This window comes from Telluria sp. LT1R51-2 (assembly GCF_059685775.1).
This window is the reverse complement of the sequence record NZ_JCASIM010000001.1, coordinates 945556-965184: the sequence shown is the minus strand read 5'-3', so window position 1 is coordinate 965184 and position 19629 is coordinate 945556. Positions and strand designations below refer to the sequence as shown.

The window sequence follows — 19629 nt, the reverse complement described above, 5'->3', positions numbered from 1 at the left end:
GGCAAAGCGCCCGCCCCCGTTATGGTTTGCGATCCGGATCCAGCTCGCGTTGGGTCGCAATCACTTCTGCCAGCCTGGCAGCCGCCTGCGCCGCCGATGTATCGCCGGCCCGCGCCTGCGACTGCTTGAAGCGGCCCAGCACCTCGCGTGTCAGGTCGGCCGAGACCGAGCGCTGCCCTGCTTCGACCTTGCGCTCGCCGATGGCGCGCTGGGTCGCTGCCAGCTCGACCGCGTCGTCGTCCTGACGCCGGCTTTCCAGATTGACCAGCTGCTTGCGCGCATCGGCCATCTGCTGCGTCGCATGCGCCGCCTTGCGCTGCATCTCGGCGTGCTCTTGCGCATGTTCGAGCAGCGCCCGCTGCGCTTCGCGCTTTTCCAGCGCGGCCTGCACCGCCGCCAGCTCGGCCAGCTCGCGCTGGCGCGCCAATTCGGCCTGGGCCTGCTCGGCGTCGGCGCGCGAAACCGCAGCCTGCGCCGCGGCCTGCTCGGACGCCAGCCGCGCCGCCTGCGCTTCGTTGGCGCGGGTGTCGGCGGCGGCCTGCTCGCGCTGCGCGGCCAGCTTGCGCTCGACCAGCAACAGCGCTTCGCGCGCGGCCCGGGTTGCCTCGCGCTCGGCAGCGATCGCCGCCTCGGTCAATGTCACCTGCTGCTGCTCGAGCTCGGCCCGTTCGGCCTGCGCTTGCGCCAGCTCGGCGGCGCGGCGCGCATGCGCTTGCTGCGCGGTGGCGGCCGCCTCGGCCTGCGAGGCTTCTTCGATGGCGGCATCGGCTTGCGCCTGCTGTGCTTCCCAGGCAGCGCGCTGCGCGTCTTCGATGCGCCGCTCGGCCTCGACCTTGGCCTGCAGGGCAGCGGCAGCGGCCGCTTCGGCCTCGCCCCGTGCCTGCGCCGCCAGCGTCAGCTCGTGCTCGGCCGCGATTTTCTGTTCCAGGGCGGCCAGCGCTTGCGCCTCGGCGGCGGTGCGCTCCTGCTCGGCCTGCACGAGGTGTTCGGCCTGCTCGCGCCGCTGGGCCGCCAGTTGCGCTGCCTCTTGCGCCAACTGCACCTGCGATGCCTCGAGCGCCAGCGCCGCCGCCTCGTCGTCATTCATTGCAGCCTGCGCGGCGGCAGCCGCCTGCGCCAGTGCAGCGCGCTCGTCGGCCAGTGCAGTCTCGCGCCGGTGTTCTTCGGCTTCGCGCTGCGCCGCGGCCGCGGCCGCTTCGTCGGCTGCCATGCGCGTACGCGCGTCCAGCGCCGCCTGCGCTTCGGCTTCCAGCCGCGCCTGCACCTGCTCGCCCGCTTCTTCTTCGGCGCGGGCGCGGTCTTCGGCCACCAGGCGCAGCTTGCGGTCGGCTTCGATGCGCGCTTCGGTCGCGGCCAGGATGCGCGTTTCGGCGTCGCGCCGCGCAGCGGCGCTTGATGCCGCCATCTGTTCTTGCCGCTCGCGATGCACGGCGGCGTCGCGGATATCTTTCTCGGTCTGCAGCCGCATGCGCAGCGACTGGCCGGCCACCCGTTCGGATTCGGCCTGGGCCAGCGCGATCGCCTCGCGTTCCTGCTCGATGTGGGCGTAAGCGCGCGCTTCTTCGAGTGCGCGCGCTTCGGCTGCGGCGCGGGCGAAGGCCGACGTCAGCGCAATCTGGTCGGCGCGCTCGCGCTGCTGGGTCAGTTCGAGGGCTTCGGCTTCGGCGTCGGCCAGTTTTTCGGCGGTCTGGCGCGCGGAGCGTTCGGCCCGCTCGCGCTCGCGCGCCAGGATGGCGATACGGGCGTCGGCGCTGGCGTTGTGCTGCACTTCTTCGCGCGCCGCCTCGACAGCGGCCATGCGTTCGACCGCCTGCAGGCGCGCCTGCTCGGTGTGCACGACCAGTTCGTCGGCTGCGCGGGCGGCCTTGGCGGCCAGTTCGGCCTCGGCTTCGATCTGGGCGGTGGCGCGGCGGCGCGCTTCTTCTTCGAGACGCGCACGTGCTTCGGTGGCAACCCGCACTTCGGTGTCGCTTTTTACGCGCGCACGCAGCTCGGCTGTTTCCTGGCGAATCGCGTCCAGCCGCTCACTCGACGCCTGCGCGGCAGCGCGCAGCGAATCGAGGCGTTCGCGGTTGGCGGCAATGGCGTCTTCGGAGGCCTGCGAATTGGCTTGCGCCGCCGCGGCGGCAGCGGCGTCGATCGAGGCGCGCTCGTCGGCCAGCGAGCGGGCGCGCGCTTCGGCGTGGTGGCGGCTCTCGGCCGCCATATTGGCCTTGGCTTCGGCTTCGACACGCGCGATCGCTTCCTGAATTTCGCGCATTTCGAGTGGTTTGCGACCTTGGCCGGCAAATTCGGCAGATTCAGACGCAGCGGGCAGCACCGGCAGCACCGGCACCTTCGGCTGCGCAAACGCGGCAGCCGGCGTTGGCATTGGCACTGGCGCCACATCGGTCGGCGCCAGCGCGCCGGCGGCCGGCGACAGGTCGATCGTGAAGTCGGTGTCGTCTTGTGGGGCTGGGTTCGGTTCCATGCGGAGTCTCTGTGGCGGCAGTCCTGTTGATTATCCGGCAAAACCGGTTCTCGTGCTATGCCGAACTGGGTGGCAATCGTGCGTCAGCTTGGCGCTTTGCCACACCCGTCTACATCTGCCACAGCGGCGGCTCATCCATCAACGCGACCTGCTCGCGCAATTCAAGGATCCGGTCCTGCCAGTAACGCTGGGTATTGAACCAGGGGAAAGCGGCCGGGAATGCCGGGTCGGTCCAGCGCATCGCCAGCCATGCCGAGTAATGGATCAGGCGCAACGTACGCAGCGCTTCGACCAGGTACAGCTGGCGCGGGTGGAAATCGCAGAAATCCTCGTAGCCGGCCAGCACATCGGCCATCTGGCCCACCATCTCCTGCCGCTCGCCCGATAACAGCATCCACAGATCCTGCACCGCCGGGCCCATGCGGCTGTCGTCGAAGTCGACGAAGTGCGGCCCGTCGGGCGTCCACAACACGTTGCCGCCGTGGCAGTCGCCGTGCAGGCGCACGAGTGGCAGTTCGCCGGCGCGCTCGTAGCAGCGCGTCACGCCTTCCAGCGCCTGTTCCATGACGCTCGACCAGGCCGGCATCAGCTCGGGTGGCACGAAGTCGTGGCTGCGCAGCCAGTCGAACGGCTCGCGGCCGAACGTGACCGGGTCGAGCGCCGGGCGCAGCAGGAACGGCTTGACGGCGCCCTGCGCATGGATGCGGCCGATGAAACGGCCAATCCATTCCAGCACGGCGGGGTCGCCCAGCTCAGGGGCGCGCCCACCGCGGCTTTCGAACACCGAAAAGCGGAAGCCGTCGAACGTGTGCAGCGTACGCCCGTCGATCTCGATGGCCGGCACCACGGGGATCTCCTGCGCCACCAGCTCGGCAACGAAGCCATGTTCTTCCAGGATGGCCTCATCGCTCCAGCGTTCGGGTCGGTAAAACTTGACCACGACCGGCTCGCCCTCTTCACGGCCGACCCGGTACACCCGGTTCTCGTAGCTGTTGAGCGCCAGCAGCCGCCCGTCACCGTGCAGGCCGACGCTGTCGAGCGCATCGAGCACGGTCGCTGGATCCAGCCGCGCGTAGGGATGGTCGGGCGTTTCGTTATCGAGGTTCAAGGTATCCATGCCCCATTGTACGGCGGCGCACGTGCCCGTGGTGATTGTGAACAATTCGGTGCTGTTGTGTTCGTTCTCGCACAGAGTGTGACAATGTAACAAGGTTTCATGACATGTATGTATCCGCGCAATTGTGCTGCGAACAAATCACCGCATAGGACTGACCATGAAAAAACTGACTTTGACCGTCGTCGCTCTCGCCGCTGGCCTGCTGGCCGGCACCGCCATTGCACAAACCGCTGCCCAGCCGGCAAAAGCCGAGCCGAACATGCAGAAAGTGCTGGACGCGATGGCGGCCCTGAAGCCAAAGCCGATCGAAACCCTGAGCCCGGAAGAAGCGCGCAAGCAGCCAACCCCGAGCGACGCCGTCAAGAAGGTGTTGACCGACGCCGGCAAGAGCACCGCACCGGAACCAGGCGTGACGATGAAGACGCAATCGATCCAGGGCAAGGGCGGCAGCTTCCCGATCCATATCTTTACGCCTGAAGGCACCGGCCCGTTCCCGGTCGTCGTGTACTTCCACGGCGGCGGCTTCGTGATTGCCGACACCAAGGTGTACGAATCGTCGGTGCGCGGCCTGGCAAAGAAGGCCAAGGCGATCGTGATTTCGGCCGACTACCGTCTGGCGCCAGAGCACAAGTTCCCGACCCAGACCGAAGACGCATTTGCGGCTTACCAGTGGGCGCTGGCCAATGCCAAGAGCATCAATGGTGACCCGATGCGCGTGGCAGTGGCGGGCGAATCGGCCGGCGGCAACCTGGCAACCGTCGTGTCGATGATGGCGATGGAAAAGAAAATCCAGATGCCGGTGCACCAGCTGCTGGTCTACCCAGTGGTCAACGACGACATGAACAACGAGTCGTACAAGAAGAACGCCAACGCCAAGCCACTGAACAAGGCGATGATGACGTGGTTCTTCAAGCACTATGGCGCCGATCCGAAGAGCCCGTACGCTCTGCCGATGAAGGCTGCCTCGCTCAAGGGTCTGCCAGCAGCAACCGTGATCACCGCGGAAATCGATCCGCTCATGACCGAGGGTAAGGCTTACGCCGACCGCCTCAAGAAGGAAGGCGTGACCGTCAACTATCGCCACTTCACCGGCGTGACCCACGAGTTCTTCGGCATGGACGCCGTGGTGCCGAAGGCGAAAGAAGCCCAGCAGTTTGCAGCTGACGAGCTGACCAAGGCATTCAACGCCAAGCGTTGATCTTGCTGTACTACCGTTCGACTCTGAAGTAAACGTTGCAAGCAGCGCCTCGCCGGCAGGTTTTTCGTGCCCGGCGACGGCGCAGGCGTTACACTGGCGCCTTTGACGCAACAGGCGCGCTCGCGCCACAGACCACCTACCCCATGCACCTCGAACAGCCCCTCTCCGAAAAAGAATTCGACGAACTCGACCAGTTCCTGCTCTCCGACCGTTGTTCCGACGACGCGATGACGATGGACACCCTGCACGGCTACCTGACCGCCATCGCGATCGGTCCGGAATCGATCATGCCGGCCGAATGGCTGCCAATGGTCTGGGGCGAAGACGAGGCCGCGGCGCCGAAATGGAAGAACAAGCGCGACGAAGAACGCATCGTCAACCTGATCATGCGCTTCATGAACGAAGTCCTGATCACGTTCGAGGTCGCACCGAAGGACTTCGAGCCGCTGTTCTGCGAACACGAGGTCGATGGCAAGGTCCTGATCGATCCGGAAGCCTGGTGCTGGGGGTTCTGGGAAGGCGTTGAACTGCGCGCCGGCTCGTGGGATGCGATCTGGGACAGCGATGTGGCCGAACTGATCCGCCCGATCTATCTGCTGGGCGCGGACGAAATCGAAGAAGACGAACTGGCCGAGGTCGACGATCCGGTCAAGGTGCATGCCCTGGCGCTGCAGATCGAGGCCAATGTGCCGGCAATCTACCGCCACTGGCTGCCGCTGCGCAAGCCGGCGGTGGAAACCATCGTGCGCGACGAGCCGAAAGTCGGCCGCAACGACGATTGCACCTGCGGCAGCGGCAAGAAATTCAAGAAGTGCTGCGGCGCTGAATAAGCACCCCGGGGGATTGGCGGCCCGGCCGTCAATCCTGCCCGACGTTCTCCCCCACCGGTTCGGTCGTCCTGACCTCTGCCAGCACCTCCAGCAACACCTCCACGTCGAGCGGCTTGACCAGGTGATGCGCAAAGCCTGCCGCCAGCGCTGCTTCGCGATCCTGCGGCTGTCCATAGCCCGTCACGGCAACCAGCACTGAACCGGCCATGCCGGGGTCATGCTGCAGGCGCCGCGCCAGTTCGTGGCCGTCAATGTCGGGCAGGCCGATATCGAGCAGGCAGACATCGGGCCGCATGCTGCGCGCCCGCGCCAGTGCGCCCAGCGCCCCGTGTTCGATCGCCACGTCATGCCCCTGCGCTGCCAGCAGCAGCCCGAGCATCTCGGCCGCATCGGTATTGTCATCGACCACCAGCACTTTCAGACGCGTGGTGGCGGCGGGCGCCGTGACCACGGGCGCCGGCTGCTCTGGCGCCTCGTCCGCCAGCAACGGCAACGTGATGACGAAGGTACTGCCCTTGCCCAGCCCCGGACTCGAACAACCCACCGTGCCGCCGTGCAGCTCGACCAGATGCTTGACCAGCGCCAGCCCGAGCCCCAGGCCGCCCTGGGCACGGTCGGACGAGCGCTCGGCCTGCGTAAACAGGTCGAACACGCGCCCGGTCAGCTCGACGTCCATGCCGATGCCCTCGTCACGCACGCTCAGCACCAGGCGTGTGCCGTGCAGGTCGGCGCGCAGGTCGATGCAGCGCCCGGGCGGCGTGTACTTGGCCGCATTGGCCAGCACGTTGGCCACCACCTGTACCAGGCGCGCCTTGTCGCCGCTGACGGCGACACCGTCGGGTGGCAGGCGTACGGTGAGCGTCTGCACACGCGTGTCGATCGTCGGGCGCACCTGCTCGATCGCCTCTTCGATGACGGTGCGCGCCGTCACGCGCGTCTGGCCCAGCGTGATCAGGCCGCGCGTGACGCGCGAGACGTCCAGCAGATCGTCCACCAACCGCGTCATGTGGCGCACCTGGCGGCTGATGATGGTGCTGCTCTGGTGCACCCGGCGCGCATCGACGTTGCCGAGCCGGAGCAGTTCGGCCGCTGCGCTGATCGGCGCCAGCGGATTGCGCAGCTCATGTGCGAGCATCGCCAGGAATTCGTCCTTGCGGCGGTCGCCCTCCACCAGCTTTTCTTCAGCCAGCTTGCGGTCGGTGATGTCGCGGAAGAATGTGGCGATGCCACCATCCTGGGTCGGGTAGGCGCGGATATCGATCCAGACGCGGCGGCCATCGGGAAACACGCGGCACTGTTCGGCGCTGCCGGCCTTGCGGGTCGCCATCACGTTGTGGTACATGCGGCCGGCGTCGCAATCGATCATGGCCGGGAACACGGCCCAGTGATTGCGTCCGATGACCTCGTCGCTCGTGACATCGCAGATGCGTAAACCTTCGGCGTTCATGCGCTGCATCACCCAGTTGCGGTCGAACAGCGCGAAGCCTTCGGAGATATTGGCGAAGATTTCACGGCCCCGGTCGCGCTCCTCGCGCAGAAGAACGTGCGCACGCGCGGTGCCCGCCGCCGTCCAGGTGCGCTCGGCCACATCGCGCGCCAGCCGGATATCGTGCTCGGTCCACGAGCGCGGGGTCGGCGCATCCACACGCACGCACGCGGCCAACCGGCCCGCCGACATCAGCGGCACCAACAGCATGGCGCCCACGCGCCCGTTGAACGAAGACAGCAGCGCGAGCGGATCGTTGGCAGCATCGTGGATGCAGACGACGGCGCCCTGCTGGAGGGTTGCCATCAGGGCCGGACCGAGGTGATCCGCCTGTGCGCGCGGCGCAGCGCCATCCTGCGGCCAGACGGATGGCGCGACCAGCGCCCCGCTGAGCGGATCGGCTTCGGCATACAGCACGCGCGCTGCGCCCAGTTTTGTCCCCAGCAGCGCACTGGCGGTGGCAATTACCTCATCCGGATCGGTCAGCGGTGCGAGCGCGTCGGACAGCGTGAGCCGGAACGCGGCGCGGCGCTCGCCCAACACACGGGCCGTCGTTTCCATCGCGGTGCAGAACAGGCCGCCGACACGGCCGTCAGCGCCATACAGCGGCGCATAAGAGAAAGTAAACCAGGTGCGCTCGGGATAGCCGTTACGCAGCAGGCACAGCGGGTAATCTTCGAAAAAGACCGGTTTGCCGGCCATGACATGGTCGACCTGCGGCTGCAGCTCCGGCCAGACTTCGGGCCACAGGGCCGCGAACGACTTGCCGAGCGCGCCGGCGTGGCGTTCGCCAAGGATCGGGATATACGCGTCGTTGTACAGGATGATGTGCTGTGGCCCCCATGCAACAGCCATCGGGAAGGCGGAATGCAGCATCATGTCGACCGCCGTCCGGAGGGACGGCGGCCAGGTGTCGGGGGCGCCCAGTGGCGAATGCTGCCAGTCGTGGCTGCGCATCTGCGCAGCCATCACACTGTCACCCGAAAAAGCGGTAGCGGAAAGCGAGGCCATGGCCAGGATTGTCGCATACCTCGCTTGCCGGATTGCAGCTTTTTCCGGTTTGACAGTGGCCCTTGCGCAACTTTACAACTCTCGGATTACCGTTAAGGCATCACAGCTTAATGAAGTGCTCACGGTAGTAACGCAGCTCTTCGATCGACTCGACGATGTCGGCCAGCGCCGTGTGCTTCTGGTGCTTCTTGAAGCCGGATGCCAGCTCGGGCTTCCAGCGGCGGCACAGTTCCTTCAGCGTCGACACGTCGAGATTACGGTAATGGAAGAACGCTTCGAGCTTCGGCATGCCGCGCGCCATGAAGCGGCGGTCCTGGCAGATCGAATTGCCGCACATCGGCGACTTGTTCTTCGGCACGTACTGCTTGAGAAATTCGATCAGTTCGACTTCGGCTTGGGCTTCGGTCACGGTCGACGCCTTCACGCGGTCGATCAGGCCCGACTTGCCGTGGGTGCCCTTGTTCCAGTTGTCCATCTTGTCGAGTGTTTCATCCGACTGGTGGATCGCGAACACCGGGCCTTCGGCGATGATGTTCAGGTCGGGATCGGTGACGACCACGGCGACCTCGATGATGCGGTCGTTGTCCGGGTCGAGGCCGGTCATTTCCATATCGAGCCAGACGAGGTTGAATTCATTGGGCCGCTGGGGCGTACCCGGCACTGCGGAAGGTGTCGCTTGTGACATAATTCTCTCTTTGCCTAATCAATCCTGCATTTTCTCACAGGCACAGAATGTCTTCATTCGCGTTTTCGGTTTTGTTCGTCGTTTTCCTGCTGCTCACCTTGTCGCTGCGCACCTGGCTGGCCGCGCGCCATATCCGGCATATCGCGCGCCACCGCGCCAGCGTGCCGGCCGAGTTTGCGCCGAAAGTGCCACTCGCGGCGCACCAGAAAGCGGCCGACTATACCGTCGCCAAGACCCGGCTCGGTCTGATCGGCACGCTGTGGGGCGCCATCGTCCTGATCGGCTTCACGCTGATGGGCGGCCTGCAACTGCTGTCGCTGGCCATTCTGCCGTTCACCGGCCCCGGCCTGATGCACCAGCTGGTACTGGTCGTGGCGTTTGCCGTGATCGCCAGTGTGCTCGACCTGCCGCTCGACTGGTACCGCCAGTTTGTCCTTGAGCAGCGCTTCGGCTTCAACAAGATGACGCCCGGCCTGTGGTTGGGTGACCTGGTCAAGAGCACGTTCGTGGGCGCGCTGATCGGTCTGCCGCTGCTGTGGGTCGTGCTCAAGCTGATGGAAGCCAGCGGCGCGTTGTGGTGGCTGTACACGTGGTTCGTCTGGAGCGGCTTCCAGCTCCTGATGATCGCGTTCTACCCAACGGTGATCGCGCCGCTGTTCAACAAATTCACGCCACTGGCCGATGTCAGCCTCAAACAGCGCATCGATGGCTTGATGACGCGCGTGGGCTTTACGTCGCGCGGCCTGTTCGTCATGGACGGCAGCAAGCGCAGCGCCCACGGCAACGCGTATTTCTCGGGCTTTGGCCGGGCCAAGCGCATCGTGTTCTTCGACACGCTGCTGTCGCGCCTGGAGCCGCAGGAAATCGAAGCGGTGCTGGCGCATGAACTGGGCCACTTCAAGCTGCGCCATATCGTCAAGCGCGTTATCACGATGTTCGCGATGTCGCTGGCCTTCCTGGCCCTGCTTGGCTACCTGAAAGGCCAGGCCTGGTTCTATACGGGTCTAGGCGTGCTGCCGTTCATGAATGCATCGAACGATGGCATGGCGCTGATCCTGTTCATCCTCGTGCTGCCGGTGTTCACCTTCGTGCTGGCGCCGCTGAGCTCGATCACGTCGCGCAAGCATGAATTCGAGGCTGACGCTTTTGCTGCGCAGCACACCGACCACCGCGACCTGGTGTCGGCGCTGGTGAAGATGTACGAAGACAATGCGTCGACGCTGACGCCCGATCCGCTGCACTCGGCGTTCTACGATTCGCACCCGCCGGCGTCGGTCCGGGTCAAGCGTCTGACGATGGCGGCCGCATGAATTTAGAACAGCGCCACTGTACGCGGCAAGGGATTGCACTCGACGCGGCTGCCATCGCCACGCTGCTGCACGAGGTGCCCGGCTGGAGCGTGGCCGACAACGTCCTGGCCCGTACCTTCACGCTGCCCGACTACCGCGCCACGATCGCGTTCGTCAACGCGGTAGCAACGCTGGCCGAGCACGAAGACCATCACCCCGAGATGACGGTGGGCTACACCACCTGCCGCGTCAGCTGGACCACCCATTCCGCGGGCAGCGCGCTGTCCGACAACGACTTTATCTGCGCCGCGAAAGCCAATGCGCTGTACCTCAACCAGGAAAACGCATGAGCGCATCCAATGAACTGACCGGCACCATCATCGCGGCCCACGGCCGCCACTACCTGGCCGACATCGACGGCGAAAAACTGCAGTGCGTCACGCGCGGCAAGAAGACCAATGTGGCCGTGGGCGATGTCGTCCATGTGGTCCGGACATCCGAGAACCAGGCCGTGATCGAGCGCATCGCCGAACGCACCACGCTGCTGTATCGCTCCGACCAGTACAAATCCAAGTTGCTGGCGGCGAACATCTCGCGCCTGTTCGTCGTGATCGCCACCGAGCCCGGCTTTGCCGACGATTTGGTGTCGCGCTCGCTGGTGGCCTGCGAGGCGGCCGGCATCGAGGCGCACCTGATCCTCAACAAGACCGACGTGACGGACCTGCTGCCCCGCGCGCGCGAACGCGCTGCGCAGTATTCGCGGCTCGGTTACCCGGTGCACGAGGTCTCGGCCCAGGCGCATCCTGAAGAAACAGTGGAGATCCTCAAGCCGCTGCTGGCGGGCCAGTCGTCGATCTTCATCGGCCAGTCGGGCATGGGCAAGTCGTCGCTGATCAACCTGCTGATCCCGGACGCCGATATCGCCGTGCGCGAAATCTCGGCTGCGCTCGACACCGGCAAGCACACGACCACCTTCACGCGCCTGTACTGGCTGCCGGAAGTCGATGGCAAGGCGGGCGCGATCATCGATTCGCCGGGCTTCCAGGAATTTGGCCTGTACCACCTGAGCGAAGGCATGCTCGAGCGCGCTTTTGTGGAGTTCAAGCCGTACCTCGGCGGCTGCAAGTACTACAACTGCCGCCACATGGCCGAGCCGTTCTGCGCCATTCTCGACGCCGTCGCAGCGGGCAAAATCTGGAAGCACCGCCATGAACTCTACGGGCAATTGCTGCACGAATCGGCGCAGACCCTGTACTAAGGCCCTGACTACTTTCCCTAACGGAAAGAAATTCCCCTTATAATTCAAGGGACAAACATCGCAGCAGACACGAGCAGACTTATGATGACGAGCACCCCACCGATCAAGCACTTCCTGCAGTTTTCCGACTTCACGCGCGACGAGTTCGAATACGTCATCAAGCGCGCGGCGATCATCAAGCGCAAGTTCAAGGCCTACGAGGTGTACCACCCGCTGGTCGACCGCACGCTGGTGATGGTGTTCGAGAAAAGCTCGACGCGCACGCGCCTGTCGTTCGAAGCCGGCATGCACCAGCTGGGCGGCGCCGCCATCTACCTGAACACGCGCGACAGCCAGCTCGGCCGTGGCGAACCGGTGGAAGACGCCGGCCAGGTGATCAGCCGCATGTGCGACATCATCATGATCCGCACCTTCGGCCAGGACATCATCGACCGCTTTGCCGCCAATTCGCGCGTGCCGGTCATCAATGGCCTGACCAATGAACACCATCCGTGCCAGGTGCTGGCGGACGTGTTCACGTTCCACGAACACCGCGGCTCCATCGCCGGCAAGACGGTCGCCTGGATCGGCGACGCCAACAATATGCTGTACTCGTGGCTGCAGGCAGCCGAAGTGTTCGGCTTCCACCTGAACGTCGCCACGCCGAAAGGCTACGAGATGGACCCGAGCCTGGTTTCGACCACGCGCTACACGCGGTTCGACAACCCGTCGGACGCCTGCGAAGGCGCGCACCTGGTTAATACCGACGTCTGGACCAGCATGGGCTACGAAAAGGAAAACGCCGAGCGCATGAAAGCATTTGACGGCTTCATCGTCGACGAAGCCAAGATGGCCCGCGCCTCGAGCGACGCGCTGTTCATGCACTGCCTGCCGGCGCACCGCGGCGAAGAAGTGGCTGCCGAAGTCATCGACGGCCCGCAATCGGTTGTCTGGGACGAAGCCGAAAACCGCCTGCACGTGCAAAAAGCCCTGATCGAGTACCTGCTGCTCGGCCGTATCGAAGATTGATTTTTACCCCTGAAGCTTGATCGTTGGCCGTCCATCCCGGCGCTTGCCGGGCTGGATTTGCGAGCCAGCTGACCATTACTCCTCTACCACCTCCTCCATCACTGGAACTCCCATGAGCGACATCAAGAAAGTAGTACTGGCCTATTCCGGCGGCCTCGACACCTCCGTCATCCTGAAATGGCTGCAAGACAATTACGGCTGCGAAATCGTCACCTTCACCGCCGACCTCGGCCAGGGTGAAGAACTGGAACCGGCCCGCGCCAAGGCCATCAAGTTCGGCATCAAGCCAGAGAACATCTATATCGACGACGTGCGCGAAGAATTCGTGCGCGACTTCGTCTACCCGATGTTCCGCGCGAACACCGTGTACGAAGGCGAATACCTGCTGGGCACGTCGATTGCACGGCCGCTGATCGCCAAGCGCCTGATCGAGATCGCCAACGAAACCGGCGCCGACGCCGTCTCGCACGGCGCGACCGGCAAGGGCAACGACCAGGTGCGTTTCGAGCTGGGCGCGTATGCGCTCAAGCCAGACGTCAAGATCATCGCGCCATGGCGTGAATGGGACCTGCTGTCGCGCGAGAAACTGCTGAAGTACGCAGAAGACGCGGGCATCGCGGTGGACATGAAGCACAAGAACGGTGGCGCGCCGTACTCGATGGACGCCAACCTGCTGCACATCAGCTTTGAAGGCCGTCACCTGGAAAACCCGAGCGCCGAAGCCGAGGAATCGATGTGGCGCTGGACCGTCTCGCCGGAAGCGGCGCCGGACGAAGCGGAATACCTGGACGTCGAATTCGAGCGCGGCGACATCGTCGGCCTGAACGGCAAGCGCCTGTCGCCAGCCGCCGTCCTGACCGAGCTGAACCGCCTGGGCGGCAAGCACGGCATTGGCCGCCTGGACCTGGTGGAAAACCGCTACGTCGGCATGAAGTCGCGCGGCTGCTATGAAACCCCGGGCGGCACGATCATGCTGCGCGCGCACCGCGCGATCGAATCGATCACGCTCGACCGCGAAGTGGCGCACCTGAAGGACGACCTGATGCCGCGCTACGCGTCGCTGATCTATAACGGCTACTGGTGGGCACCGGAACGCGTCGCGCTGCAGACGCTGATCGACCACACGCAAGCCACCGTCAACGGCTGGGTGCGCATCAAGCTGTACAAGGGCAATGTGATCGTCGTGTCGCGCGATTCGAAGACCGATTCGCTGTTCGACATGAACATCGCAACCTTCGACGAAGACGGCGGCGCGTACAACCAGGCCGATGCCGGCGGCTTCATCAAGCTCAATGCGCTGCGCATGCGGATTGCAGCGAAGGCACGCGCCAAGCGCGGGCAGTAAGTTCAGCGACCGGCCACGAGGCTGGCCGGTCACAGAAACAGCTAGGGTCAGGTCTGACATTCGGGCACGACCTCAGCCTTAGCCACCTCTAAATTGCACAGCTGGGGTCAGGTCTGACATTCAGACACAGCCTCAGCTTTAACGATTTCCAATGGTATCTGGCCCAGCATTAACATTGCGCGGCGCAACTTGGTTTCGACTACCATACTGTCGAGATCGTGTCCGAATGTCAGACCTGACCCCGGCTTTTCTTCATGGTTTCGACTACCCTACTGTCGAGATCGTGTCCGAATGTCAGACCTGACCCCGGCTTTTCTTCGACCAGACGTGGTGCTATAACAGTCCTAATGACTGCAGCGCCGCTTTCGCCAGCGATATGCGCTTGTCGTCGGCTCCATCCGGGATGTCGATGTTCAGCGCGAACGTGTAGAGCTTGTCGTCCTTTTTGATCCAGCCGACCCACCAGCCGATATCGGGCTGGCCGGGGCGCTTGCCCCAGCCGGTTTTCGCATACAGTTCGGTCGGGCCATCCTGGCGCGCAATCGCGCGCACGGCGTCCATGTGCACGTTCTCGAACGGTAGCTGGCCCTGTGCCAGCCGGGCCAGGAACACGGTCTGCTCGAGCGCGCTGATTTCAAGGGGGCCATCGAGCCAGAAGCGGTCGACCACCGTGCCCGTGTCCATATTCCCGTAATTCATGCGCACGAGCGCGGCGCGCATCCGCTCCAGGCCGATGCGCCGCGCCATTTCCTGATAGACCGGCACGTTCGACATTTTGATCGCCTCGCGCAGGCCCATGTCCCTGGCCCACTCAGGGCGGGCGACTGGCTTGCCGCCGTATGGCACGATCTCGTCGACCGAGGCCACGACGCCCGTGCTCAGTGCGATCAGCGAGTTCGGAAGCTTGAAGGTTGACGCCGGGATGAACCGTTTTGCGGCGCGCTGGCGGTTGTGGCCCGTGTCGGTGTCCAGCGCCACGTCGTGCACGACGAAGGTGCCCGTCACGCCCTCTTTCTTGAACAGCTGCGTGATGGCCGGGCTGTCGTGCCATTCGGTGGCCTGGGCGACGGCGCCAAACGCCATCAGGACGAGTGCAACAACATGCTTGATCATTGGTCTGTTTCCTTGCTCAGTTGCGTGGCCAGACGCGCTCTCGCCTTGTCGGCATACGTGCGGCAGGCGGTGGTGTCGATGAAGGCGGCGTTGCCCCGCGCAGGGCGCCGGGCGTAGCGCTGCCACAGGTCGCTGCCTTCCGGATGCGCCGAGACCAGCACATCGCACGGCAGGCCGGCCACTGTCGCAATCGAGCGTTCGAGGTCCGCACGCGCTGTCGGATAGGCAGGATGGCCGCGGTAGCGGAATGGCCCTGCCGCAATCGCGTTCAAGCTGTCGGCGTACACCATGTGCACGGTCCGGCCGCCTTCGACGGCGCTCCAGGTCCAGCTCGCGCCGCCCTGCGTGTGACCGGGTGTGGCATGCATCGTCACTGCCAATGGGCCAAGCTTGACGACGTCGCCGTCGGCCACGGCCCGCACGCGGGCAGTTGGCGCCATCGCCTGAAGGTCGGTGTATTGCGGGTCACCCTTGTCGGCCTGGCCACTCGCCAGCACCGGTACGGCAGCGCTGCCGACCAGGACTTCGGCACCCGACAGGTGCTGCAGCTCGGCGATGCCGCCTGCGTGATCGGCGTGTGCGTGCGAGTTCAGGATGAAGCGGATATCTTCGACCTTGAAGCCGAGCTGGCGCATATTGCGCACGATCTGCGGCGCCGATTTTTCGCTGCCGCCGTCGATCAGAATGTGGCCCTGTGGCGATGTGATCAGAACGGCCGACAGACCATGCGTGCCGACATAGTAGGTGTTGCCGTATAGGGCAAACGGCTTCTGCGGCGTGTTCCAGTCATTGGCTGCAGCAGGCTGCAGGCACGTGACGAGGCCAGCCGCAGCGAGTGCCAGGCTTGTGTGTTTCATCATGACGATTCCTTATGTGGACGGTGACAGCGTTGCGAGTCTTCCCGGCAGCGTGCGCAGGAAGCGTTCTTTCAGGAGCGGCCCGGCCGCGCGGTCCGGGTCGCGCGGGCCAAGCGTCTGGCGCGCGAAGACGACGGTGCGCCCGTCCTTCGTGGCCCAGCCCACGAACCAGCCCAGCGCACGGCTGTTATTCCCGGCCCCATCACCCGACGCAGTGCCGGTCTTGCCGTACACCTGCCAGCCATTCGCCAGCGTGGGCAAGCGCAGCAGCTGCGCCGTCATGTCGAAGGCGTGCGCGCTGACGGGCAAATCGCGGTTGGCGACCTTGCGCAGAAAAGCGACCTGTTCACGTGGCGAAACCTGCAGCGACGAGGCGATCCAGGCGATGTCAACGCCGCCGGTCAGGTCCTGGTTGCCGTAGGCGAAGCGGCCCACGTAATCCTGCACGCGGCGTTCGCCCAGCCGGCTGGTGACCTGCTGCGCGTACCAGACGGTCGAATTGCGGATCCAGCTCGTCGGATCGGTCGCGGTCCGCCACGATGGCTGCCAGTCGACGTAGCCTGCCTTGAACGGCAGCGCCGGTGTGTGGGCATCCTGCAGGATGCCGGCGTCGAACCCCATCAGGCTCACGGCGATATTGAAGATCGACGCGGGCGTGGTGCGTACGTCGCAGCGCCCTTCTTCGACCAGCACCGCACCGGTGGCGGCATCGAGCATCAGGGTGCAGTCGAGCGCCTGCGGCGCAGCATCCCAGGCCAGCGCCGGCTGCAGCGCGAGGTTGGCACCGAACACCAGCGCCAGCGCGCCCAGGCCGACGCAGCGGGCACGGCCTGCATGATGGGTAAGCCCAGGCGTGCGGATCAACGCGACGCGCGCGGCCAGCGTGTCTGGCGCAACGCCGCCGAAGGCCAGCGCATTGGCTGGCGCCGCCTGGTACTGAAAGCGCAGCTGCGCGACCAGCGCGGCCGCATACGCCTTGCGCTGAATCTGTGGGCGGCCACGCAGCACGTCGCGGTCACAGCCCAGCTCCTGGGCCCAGACGAGGCGCGCGCGCAGCACACGCATTGCCGGATTGAACCAGCACAGTGCCTGGAGCAGAGCGCAGGCCGCGAGCCACCACAGATCGCCCCGGCGCCAGTGCATCAGTTCGTGGGCGACGATCAGGTCGCGCTGCAGAGGATCCATGGTGCGCAGGGCCAGCGGCAACAGCAGGCGCGGCCGGAACGGGCCGACCAGCATCGGGGAGATGGGGGCGTCGACTTCAATCATGGGTGGCAACGCCCCATCCGCTGGCATCCGCACACCGGCGCGCAGCAACCGCGCCAGCGCACGCTGGCCACGCAGCAGGCGCGCAAGCATCCACAGCAGGCCGGCCGCATAGGCCAGCGCCCATGCGTACACGGTCCAGCTCAGCCAAGATCGGGGTTCTGCCAACGCGCTGGTGGCACCGGCCGCGTGGGCGGGTAGCGCGACTGCGCCGGCGGTCGCGGGCGACAGGTCGACGTCGAACAGGGGCAACATGTGAAGCTGCTGCGCCTGCGGCAGCATCAGGATGATGAAGGTGGCCGCAAGCGCGACCTGTCCCAGCATCCACGGCGAGCGCTGCATGGCAAGCGCCGGCAGATAACGCTGCAACAGCACCAGCACGCCCCATACCGCCACGCCGGCGGCCAGGCAGCCGATGCTGGCGAACAGGAAGCGGACGAGCGCCGCGTCGAGCAAGTTCATGGCGCCGCGTCCCTGTCGACCGGCCAGTCGTTGAGCAGCTGCTCCAGGCGTGCCAGTTCATCGTCGTCGACCAGCTTGCTGCCGGTGAACATATTGACCGGCAGCGGCGTGTCGATCTCCATGACGCGCTTGCCGAAATCGTGGGCGAAGGCGGCGAGCGTATCGACCTTGTCGCTGACCGCTGCATATACCTGCACGCCGTGGCGCAACTCCTGGCGCACCATGCCTTTGTCGAGCATGCGCTCGAGCGTCTTGCGGGTGGACGAATACGACCAGCCCAATTCGGCCTCGACGGCGTCGTGGATTTCACGGGCGCTCATCGGCTGCTGGCGCCACAGCGCCTTGAGAAGGCTGAGTTCGGAAATTGAGGGTACGGCCATGGCAACAGTCCTTGACGTGACGCTTGATGTAACGCCTGATGCGACGCTTGCCGCAATGATGCGACAAGTGTCGCATCCGCGTCAACAAGAACTTGTTATTGCCGTCAGTTGCGCAGATCGTCGACCGCCTCGCGGCCAAAACCCGGCGCGAGCAGATAATCGGCCAGGTTGCGCGCGCAGTCCTCGGGCGACGTCAAGCCGCCGGTATCCTTCAGCTCGACGAAGCGCTCGCGCAGCGGGAAGTTGGCGTCCGGTGTCGCGCGGATCGCCGCCTGCATGTCGGTATCGATGACACCCGGCGCCAGGCTGACCGCCAGCACGCGCGGATCGCCATCAAGCTGGACCGCGCGCGCATGCTGGTCGAGCGCGGCCTTCGTCGCGCAGTACACAGCCCAGCCGGGATAGGCATTGCGCCCTGCCCCGCTGGAAATATGCAGGATGCGCCGCGTCGCCTCGGGCGCGGCCTGCACGAATGCGGCGGCCAGCGCCAGCGGCGCGCCAACGTTGAGCATCACCGCCTGCAGGACAGCCGCCGGCGCCTGCGCGGCAAGCGAGCCCACCGGCGTGACGACGCCGGCATTGTTGACGAGGTACACCGCATCGGCGCCCGCGAGAAAATCGCGCAACGCCGGCCCAGCGAGCCAGGCCTGCAAGGCAACCGGATCGGCCATGTCGACCTCGGCCTGTTCGATGCCGGCCAGCGTGGAGCGTCCGCGCGCCAGGCCCAGCACGGCCAGGCCGCGCGACTGCAGTTCGGCCGCGATGGCGGCCCCAAGGCCACGGGTGTGGCCGGTGACGATGACTTTTTTCATGAAGCGTTCCTTAGATGAAGACGGGTTCGGGTTCCAGCATCACGCCGTAGCGCGCCGCGACATCGGCCTGGATCGCTGCGGCCAGCTGGACCACGTCCTGGCCCGTGGCCCCGCCCAGGTTGACGAGCACCAGCGCCTGCTTGTGGTACACGCCGGCCGCGCCCATGTGGCGGCCTTTCCAGCCGCACTGGTCGATCAGCCAACCTGCCGCCAGCTTGAACGTGCCGTCCGGCTGGGCATGGTGCACCAGGGTCGGGAACTGCGCGAGCAGGCGCGTGCATTCCGCGTTTGATACCACCGGGTTCTTGAAGAAGCTGCCGGCGTTGCCGATCTCGCGCGGGTCGGGCAACTTGCGGCGGCGGATCGCCTCGACCATCAGGCCAATGTCGTTCGGCGTGGGCGACGTCAGGCCGGCTTCGCGCACCGCATTGCCCAGTTCGGCGTAGCGCAGGTTTGGCTGCCACGCGCGTGGCAGCGCAAAAGTCACGTCCAGCACGACGAGATTGGCGCCATCGGGATGCTTGAAGATGCTGTCGCGGTAGCCGAAGCGGCAGGCGGCAGCGTCCAGCGTGCGCGTGGCGCCGCTGGCCATGTCGTAGGCGGTGAGGCTATGGAATACGTCCTTGGTTTCCACGCCATACGCCCCCACATTCTGGATGGGCGCGGCACCCACGGTGCCCGGTATCAGCGAGAGGTTTTCCAGCCCGCCGATGCCTTGCTCGAGCGTGAAACGCACGAAGCCGTGCCAGTTTTCGCCGGCCTGCGCGCGTACGAGGATCTTGCCAGCCTGTTCGCCCAGCACCTCGCGGCCCTGCCCCGTCATGTGCAGCACCAGGCCATCGACGTCGCGCGTGAACAGCAGATTGCTGCCGCCGCCAAGCACCAGGCGCGGCAAGGCAGCCAGCGCCGGATCGGCGCGCACTGCGGCCAGTTGCCCGGCGCCATCCACGCGCAGGTATTGGCGCGCGCGGGCGGGAATGCGGAAGGTGTTGAACGTGTCGAGCGGCTGGTCGTGAATGAGGGGCATGATGTAACGGCGTAA

Annotated in this window: 17 protein-coding genes; 7 read left to right on the top strand and 10 right to left on the bottom strand. The window is 65.4% G+C overall.

The genetic code is table 11. The features are described from left to right. Positions 1 to 19: 19 nt before the first annotated feature. Positions 20 to 2470, bottom strand: coding sequence for a coiled-coil domain-containing protein (locus AC56LH_RS04255; protein WP_499644314.1), 2451 nt, complete (start codon positions 2468 to 2470; stop codon positions 20 to 22). Positions 2471 to 2579: 109 nt separating this feature from the next. After that, complete coding sequence (locus AC56LH_RS04250) at positions 2580 to 3587, bottom strand: serine/threonine protein kinase (RefSeq protein ID WP_499644312.1); 1008 nt, start codon at positions 3585 to 3587, stop codon at positions 2580 to 2582. Positions 3588 to 3744: 157 nt separating this feature from the next. On the opposite strand from AC56LH_RS04250, the gene AC56LH_RS04245 reads away from it, so the two are divergent. Next, positions 3745 to 4785, top strand: a complete 1041-nt coding sequence (locus AC56LH_RS04245) for an alpha/beta hydrolase (RefSeq protein WP_499644310.1) — start codon at positions 3745 to 3747, stop codon at positions 4783 to 4785. A 143-nt stretch (positions 4786 to 4928) separates the two neighbouring features. Beyond that, the gene (locus tag AC56LH_RS04240; RefSeq protein WP_499644308.1) at positions 4929 to 5615 is read left to right on the top strand and encodes a UPF0149 family protein; all 687 of its coding nucleotides are present in this window, start codon (positions 4929 to 4931) and stop codon (positions 5613 to 5615) included. Between the two features lie 28 nt (positions 5616 to 5643). Here the strand turns inward: AC56LH_RS04240 and AC56LH_RS04235 are convergent, their stop codons facing one another. Beyond that, the gene (locus AC56LH_RS04235; protein ID WP_499644307.1) at positions 5644 to 8112 is read right to left on the bottom strand and encodes an ATP-binding protein; all 2469 of its coding nucleotides are present in this window, start codon (positions 8110 to 8112) and stop codon (positions 5644 to 5646) included. A 100-nt stretch (positions 8113 to 8212) separates the two neighbouring features. Further along, positions 8213 to 8797: an oligoribonuclease gene (gene orn / locus AC56LH_RS04230; RefSeq protein ID WP_183550437.1), complete on the bottom strand. Its 585-nt coding sequence runs from the start codon at positions 8795 to 8797 to the stop codon at positions 8213 to 8215. Positions 8798 to 8844: 47 nt separating this feature from the next. On the opposite strand from orn, the gene AC56LH_RS04225 reads away from it, so the two are divergent. The 5 genes from AC56LH_RS04225 to AC56LH_RS04205 all read left to right on the top strand — a co-directional run bounded on the left by AC56LH_RS04225 (position 8845) and on the right by AC56LH_RS04205 (position 13697). Beyond that, the gene (locus tag AC56LH_RS04225; protein ID WP_499644306.1) at positions 8845 to 10107 is read left to right on the top strand and encodes a M48 family metallopeptidase; all 1263 of its coding nucleotides are present in this window, start codon (positions 8845 to 8847) and stop codon (positions 10105 to 10107) included. Continuing rightward, positions 10104 to 10436, top strand: a complete 333-nt coding sequence (locus tag AC56LH_RS04220) for a 4a-hydroxytetrahydrobiopterin dehydratase (RefSeq protein ID WP_499644304.1) — start codon at positions 10104 to 10106, stop codon at positions 10434 to 10436. The genes AC56LH_RS04225 and AC56LH_RS04220 overlap by 4 nt, the downstream gene beginning before the upstream one ends. Beyond that, positions 10433 to 11344 (top strand): ribosome small subunit-dependent GTPase A, encoded by a 912-nt coding sequence (rsgA, locus tag AC56LH_RS04215; RefSeq protein ID WP_499644302.1) that lies wholly within the window; start codon positions 10433 to 10435, stop codon positions 11342 to 11344. The genes AC56LH_RS04220 and rsgA overlap by 4 nt, the downstream gene beginning before the upstream one ends. 84 nt (positions 11345 to 11428) lie before the next feature. Continuing rightward, complete coding sequence (gene argF / locus AC56LH_RS04210) at positions 11429 to 12352, top strand: ornithine carbamoyltransferase (protein ID WP_499648389.1); 924 nt, start codon at positions 11429 to 11431, stop codon at positions 12350 to 12352. Positions 12353 to 12464: 112 nt separating this feature from the next. Beyond that, positions 12465 to 13697 carry an argininosuccinate synthase gene (locus AC56LH_RS04205; RefSeq protein WP_258836058.1) on the top strand — a complete coding sequence of 411 codons (1233 nt, stop codon included), beginning with the start codon at positions 12465 to 12467 and terminating at the stop codon, positions 13695 to 13697. A gap of 333 nt (positions 13698 to 14030) precedes the next feature. Here the strand turns inward: AC56LH_RS04205 and blaOXA (AC56LH_RS04200) are convergent, their stop codons facing one another. The 6 genes from blaOXA (AC56LH_RS04200) to murB form a co-directional block, all read right to left on the bottom strand. Then, complete coding sequence (gene blaOXA / locus AC56LH_RS04200; protein ID WP_499648387.1) at positions 14031 to 14807, bottom strand: class D beta-lactamase; 777 nt, start codon at positions 14805 to 14807, stop codon at positions 14031 to 14033. Next, positions 14807 to 15670, bottom strand: a complete 864-nt coding sequence (bla, locus tag AC56LH_RS04195) for a subclass B3 metallo-beta-lactamase (protein WP_499644300.1) — start codon at positions 15668 to 15670, stop codon at positions 14807 to 14809. The genes blaOXA (AC56LH_RS04200) and bla overlap by 1 nt, the downstream gene beginning before the upstream one ends. 9 nt (positions 15671 to 15679) lie before the next feature. Further along, a complete protein-coding gene (gene blaOXA / locus AC56LH_RS04190) occupies positions 15680 to 17395 on the bottom strand; it encodes a class D beta-lactamase (protein WP_499644297.1) in 1716 nt (571 codons plus the stop codon). Further along, complete coding sequence (locus AC56LH_RS04185; RefSeq protein ID WP_499644295.1) at positions 17392 to 17775, bottom strand: BlaI/MecI/CopY family transcriptional regulator; 384 nt, start codon at positions 17773 to 17775, stop codon at positions 17392 to 17394. The genes blaOXA (AC56LH_RS04190) and AC56LH_RS04185 overlap by 4 nt, the downstream gene beginning before the upstream one ends. Before the next feature lie 104 nt (positions 17776 to 17879). Beyond that, positions 17880 to 18587 carry an SDR family oxidoreductase gene (locus AC56LH_RS04180; protein ID WP_499644293.1) on the bottom strand — a complete coding sequence of 236 codons (708 nt, stop codon included), beginning with the start codon at positions 18585 to 18587 and terminating at the stop codon, positions 17880 to 17882. 10 nt (positions 18588 to 18597) lie between these two features. Beyond that, positions 18598 to 19614, bottom strand: a complete 1017-nt coding sequence (gene murB / locus AC56LH_RS04175) for a UDP-N-acetylmuramate dehydrogenase (protein ID WP_499644291.1) — start codon at positions 19612 to 19614, stop codon at positions 18598 to 18600. Between the last annotated feature and the right edge of the window lie 15 nt (positions 19615 to 19629).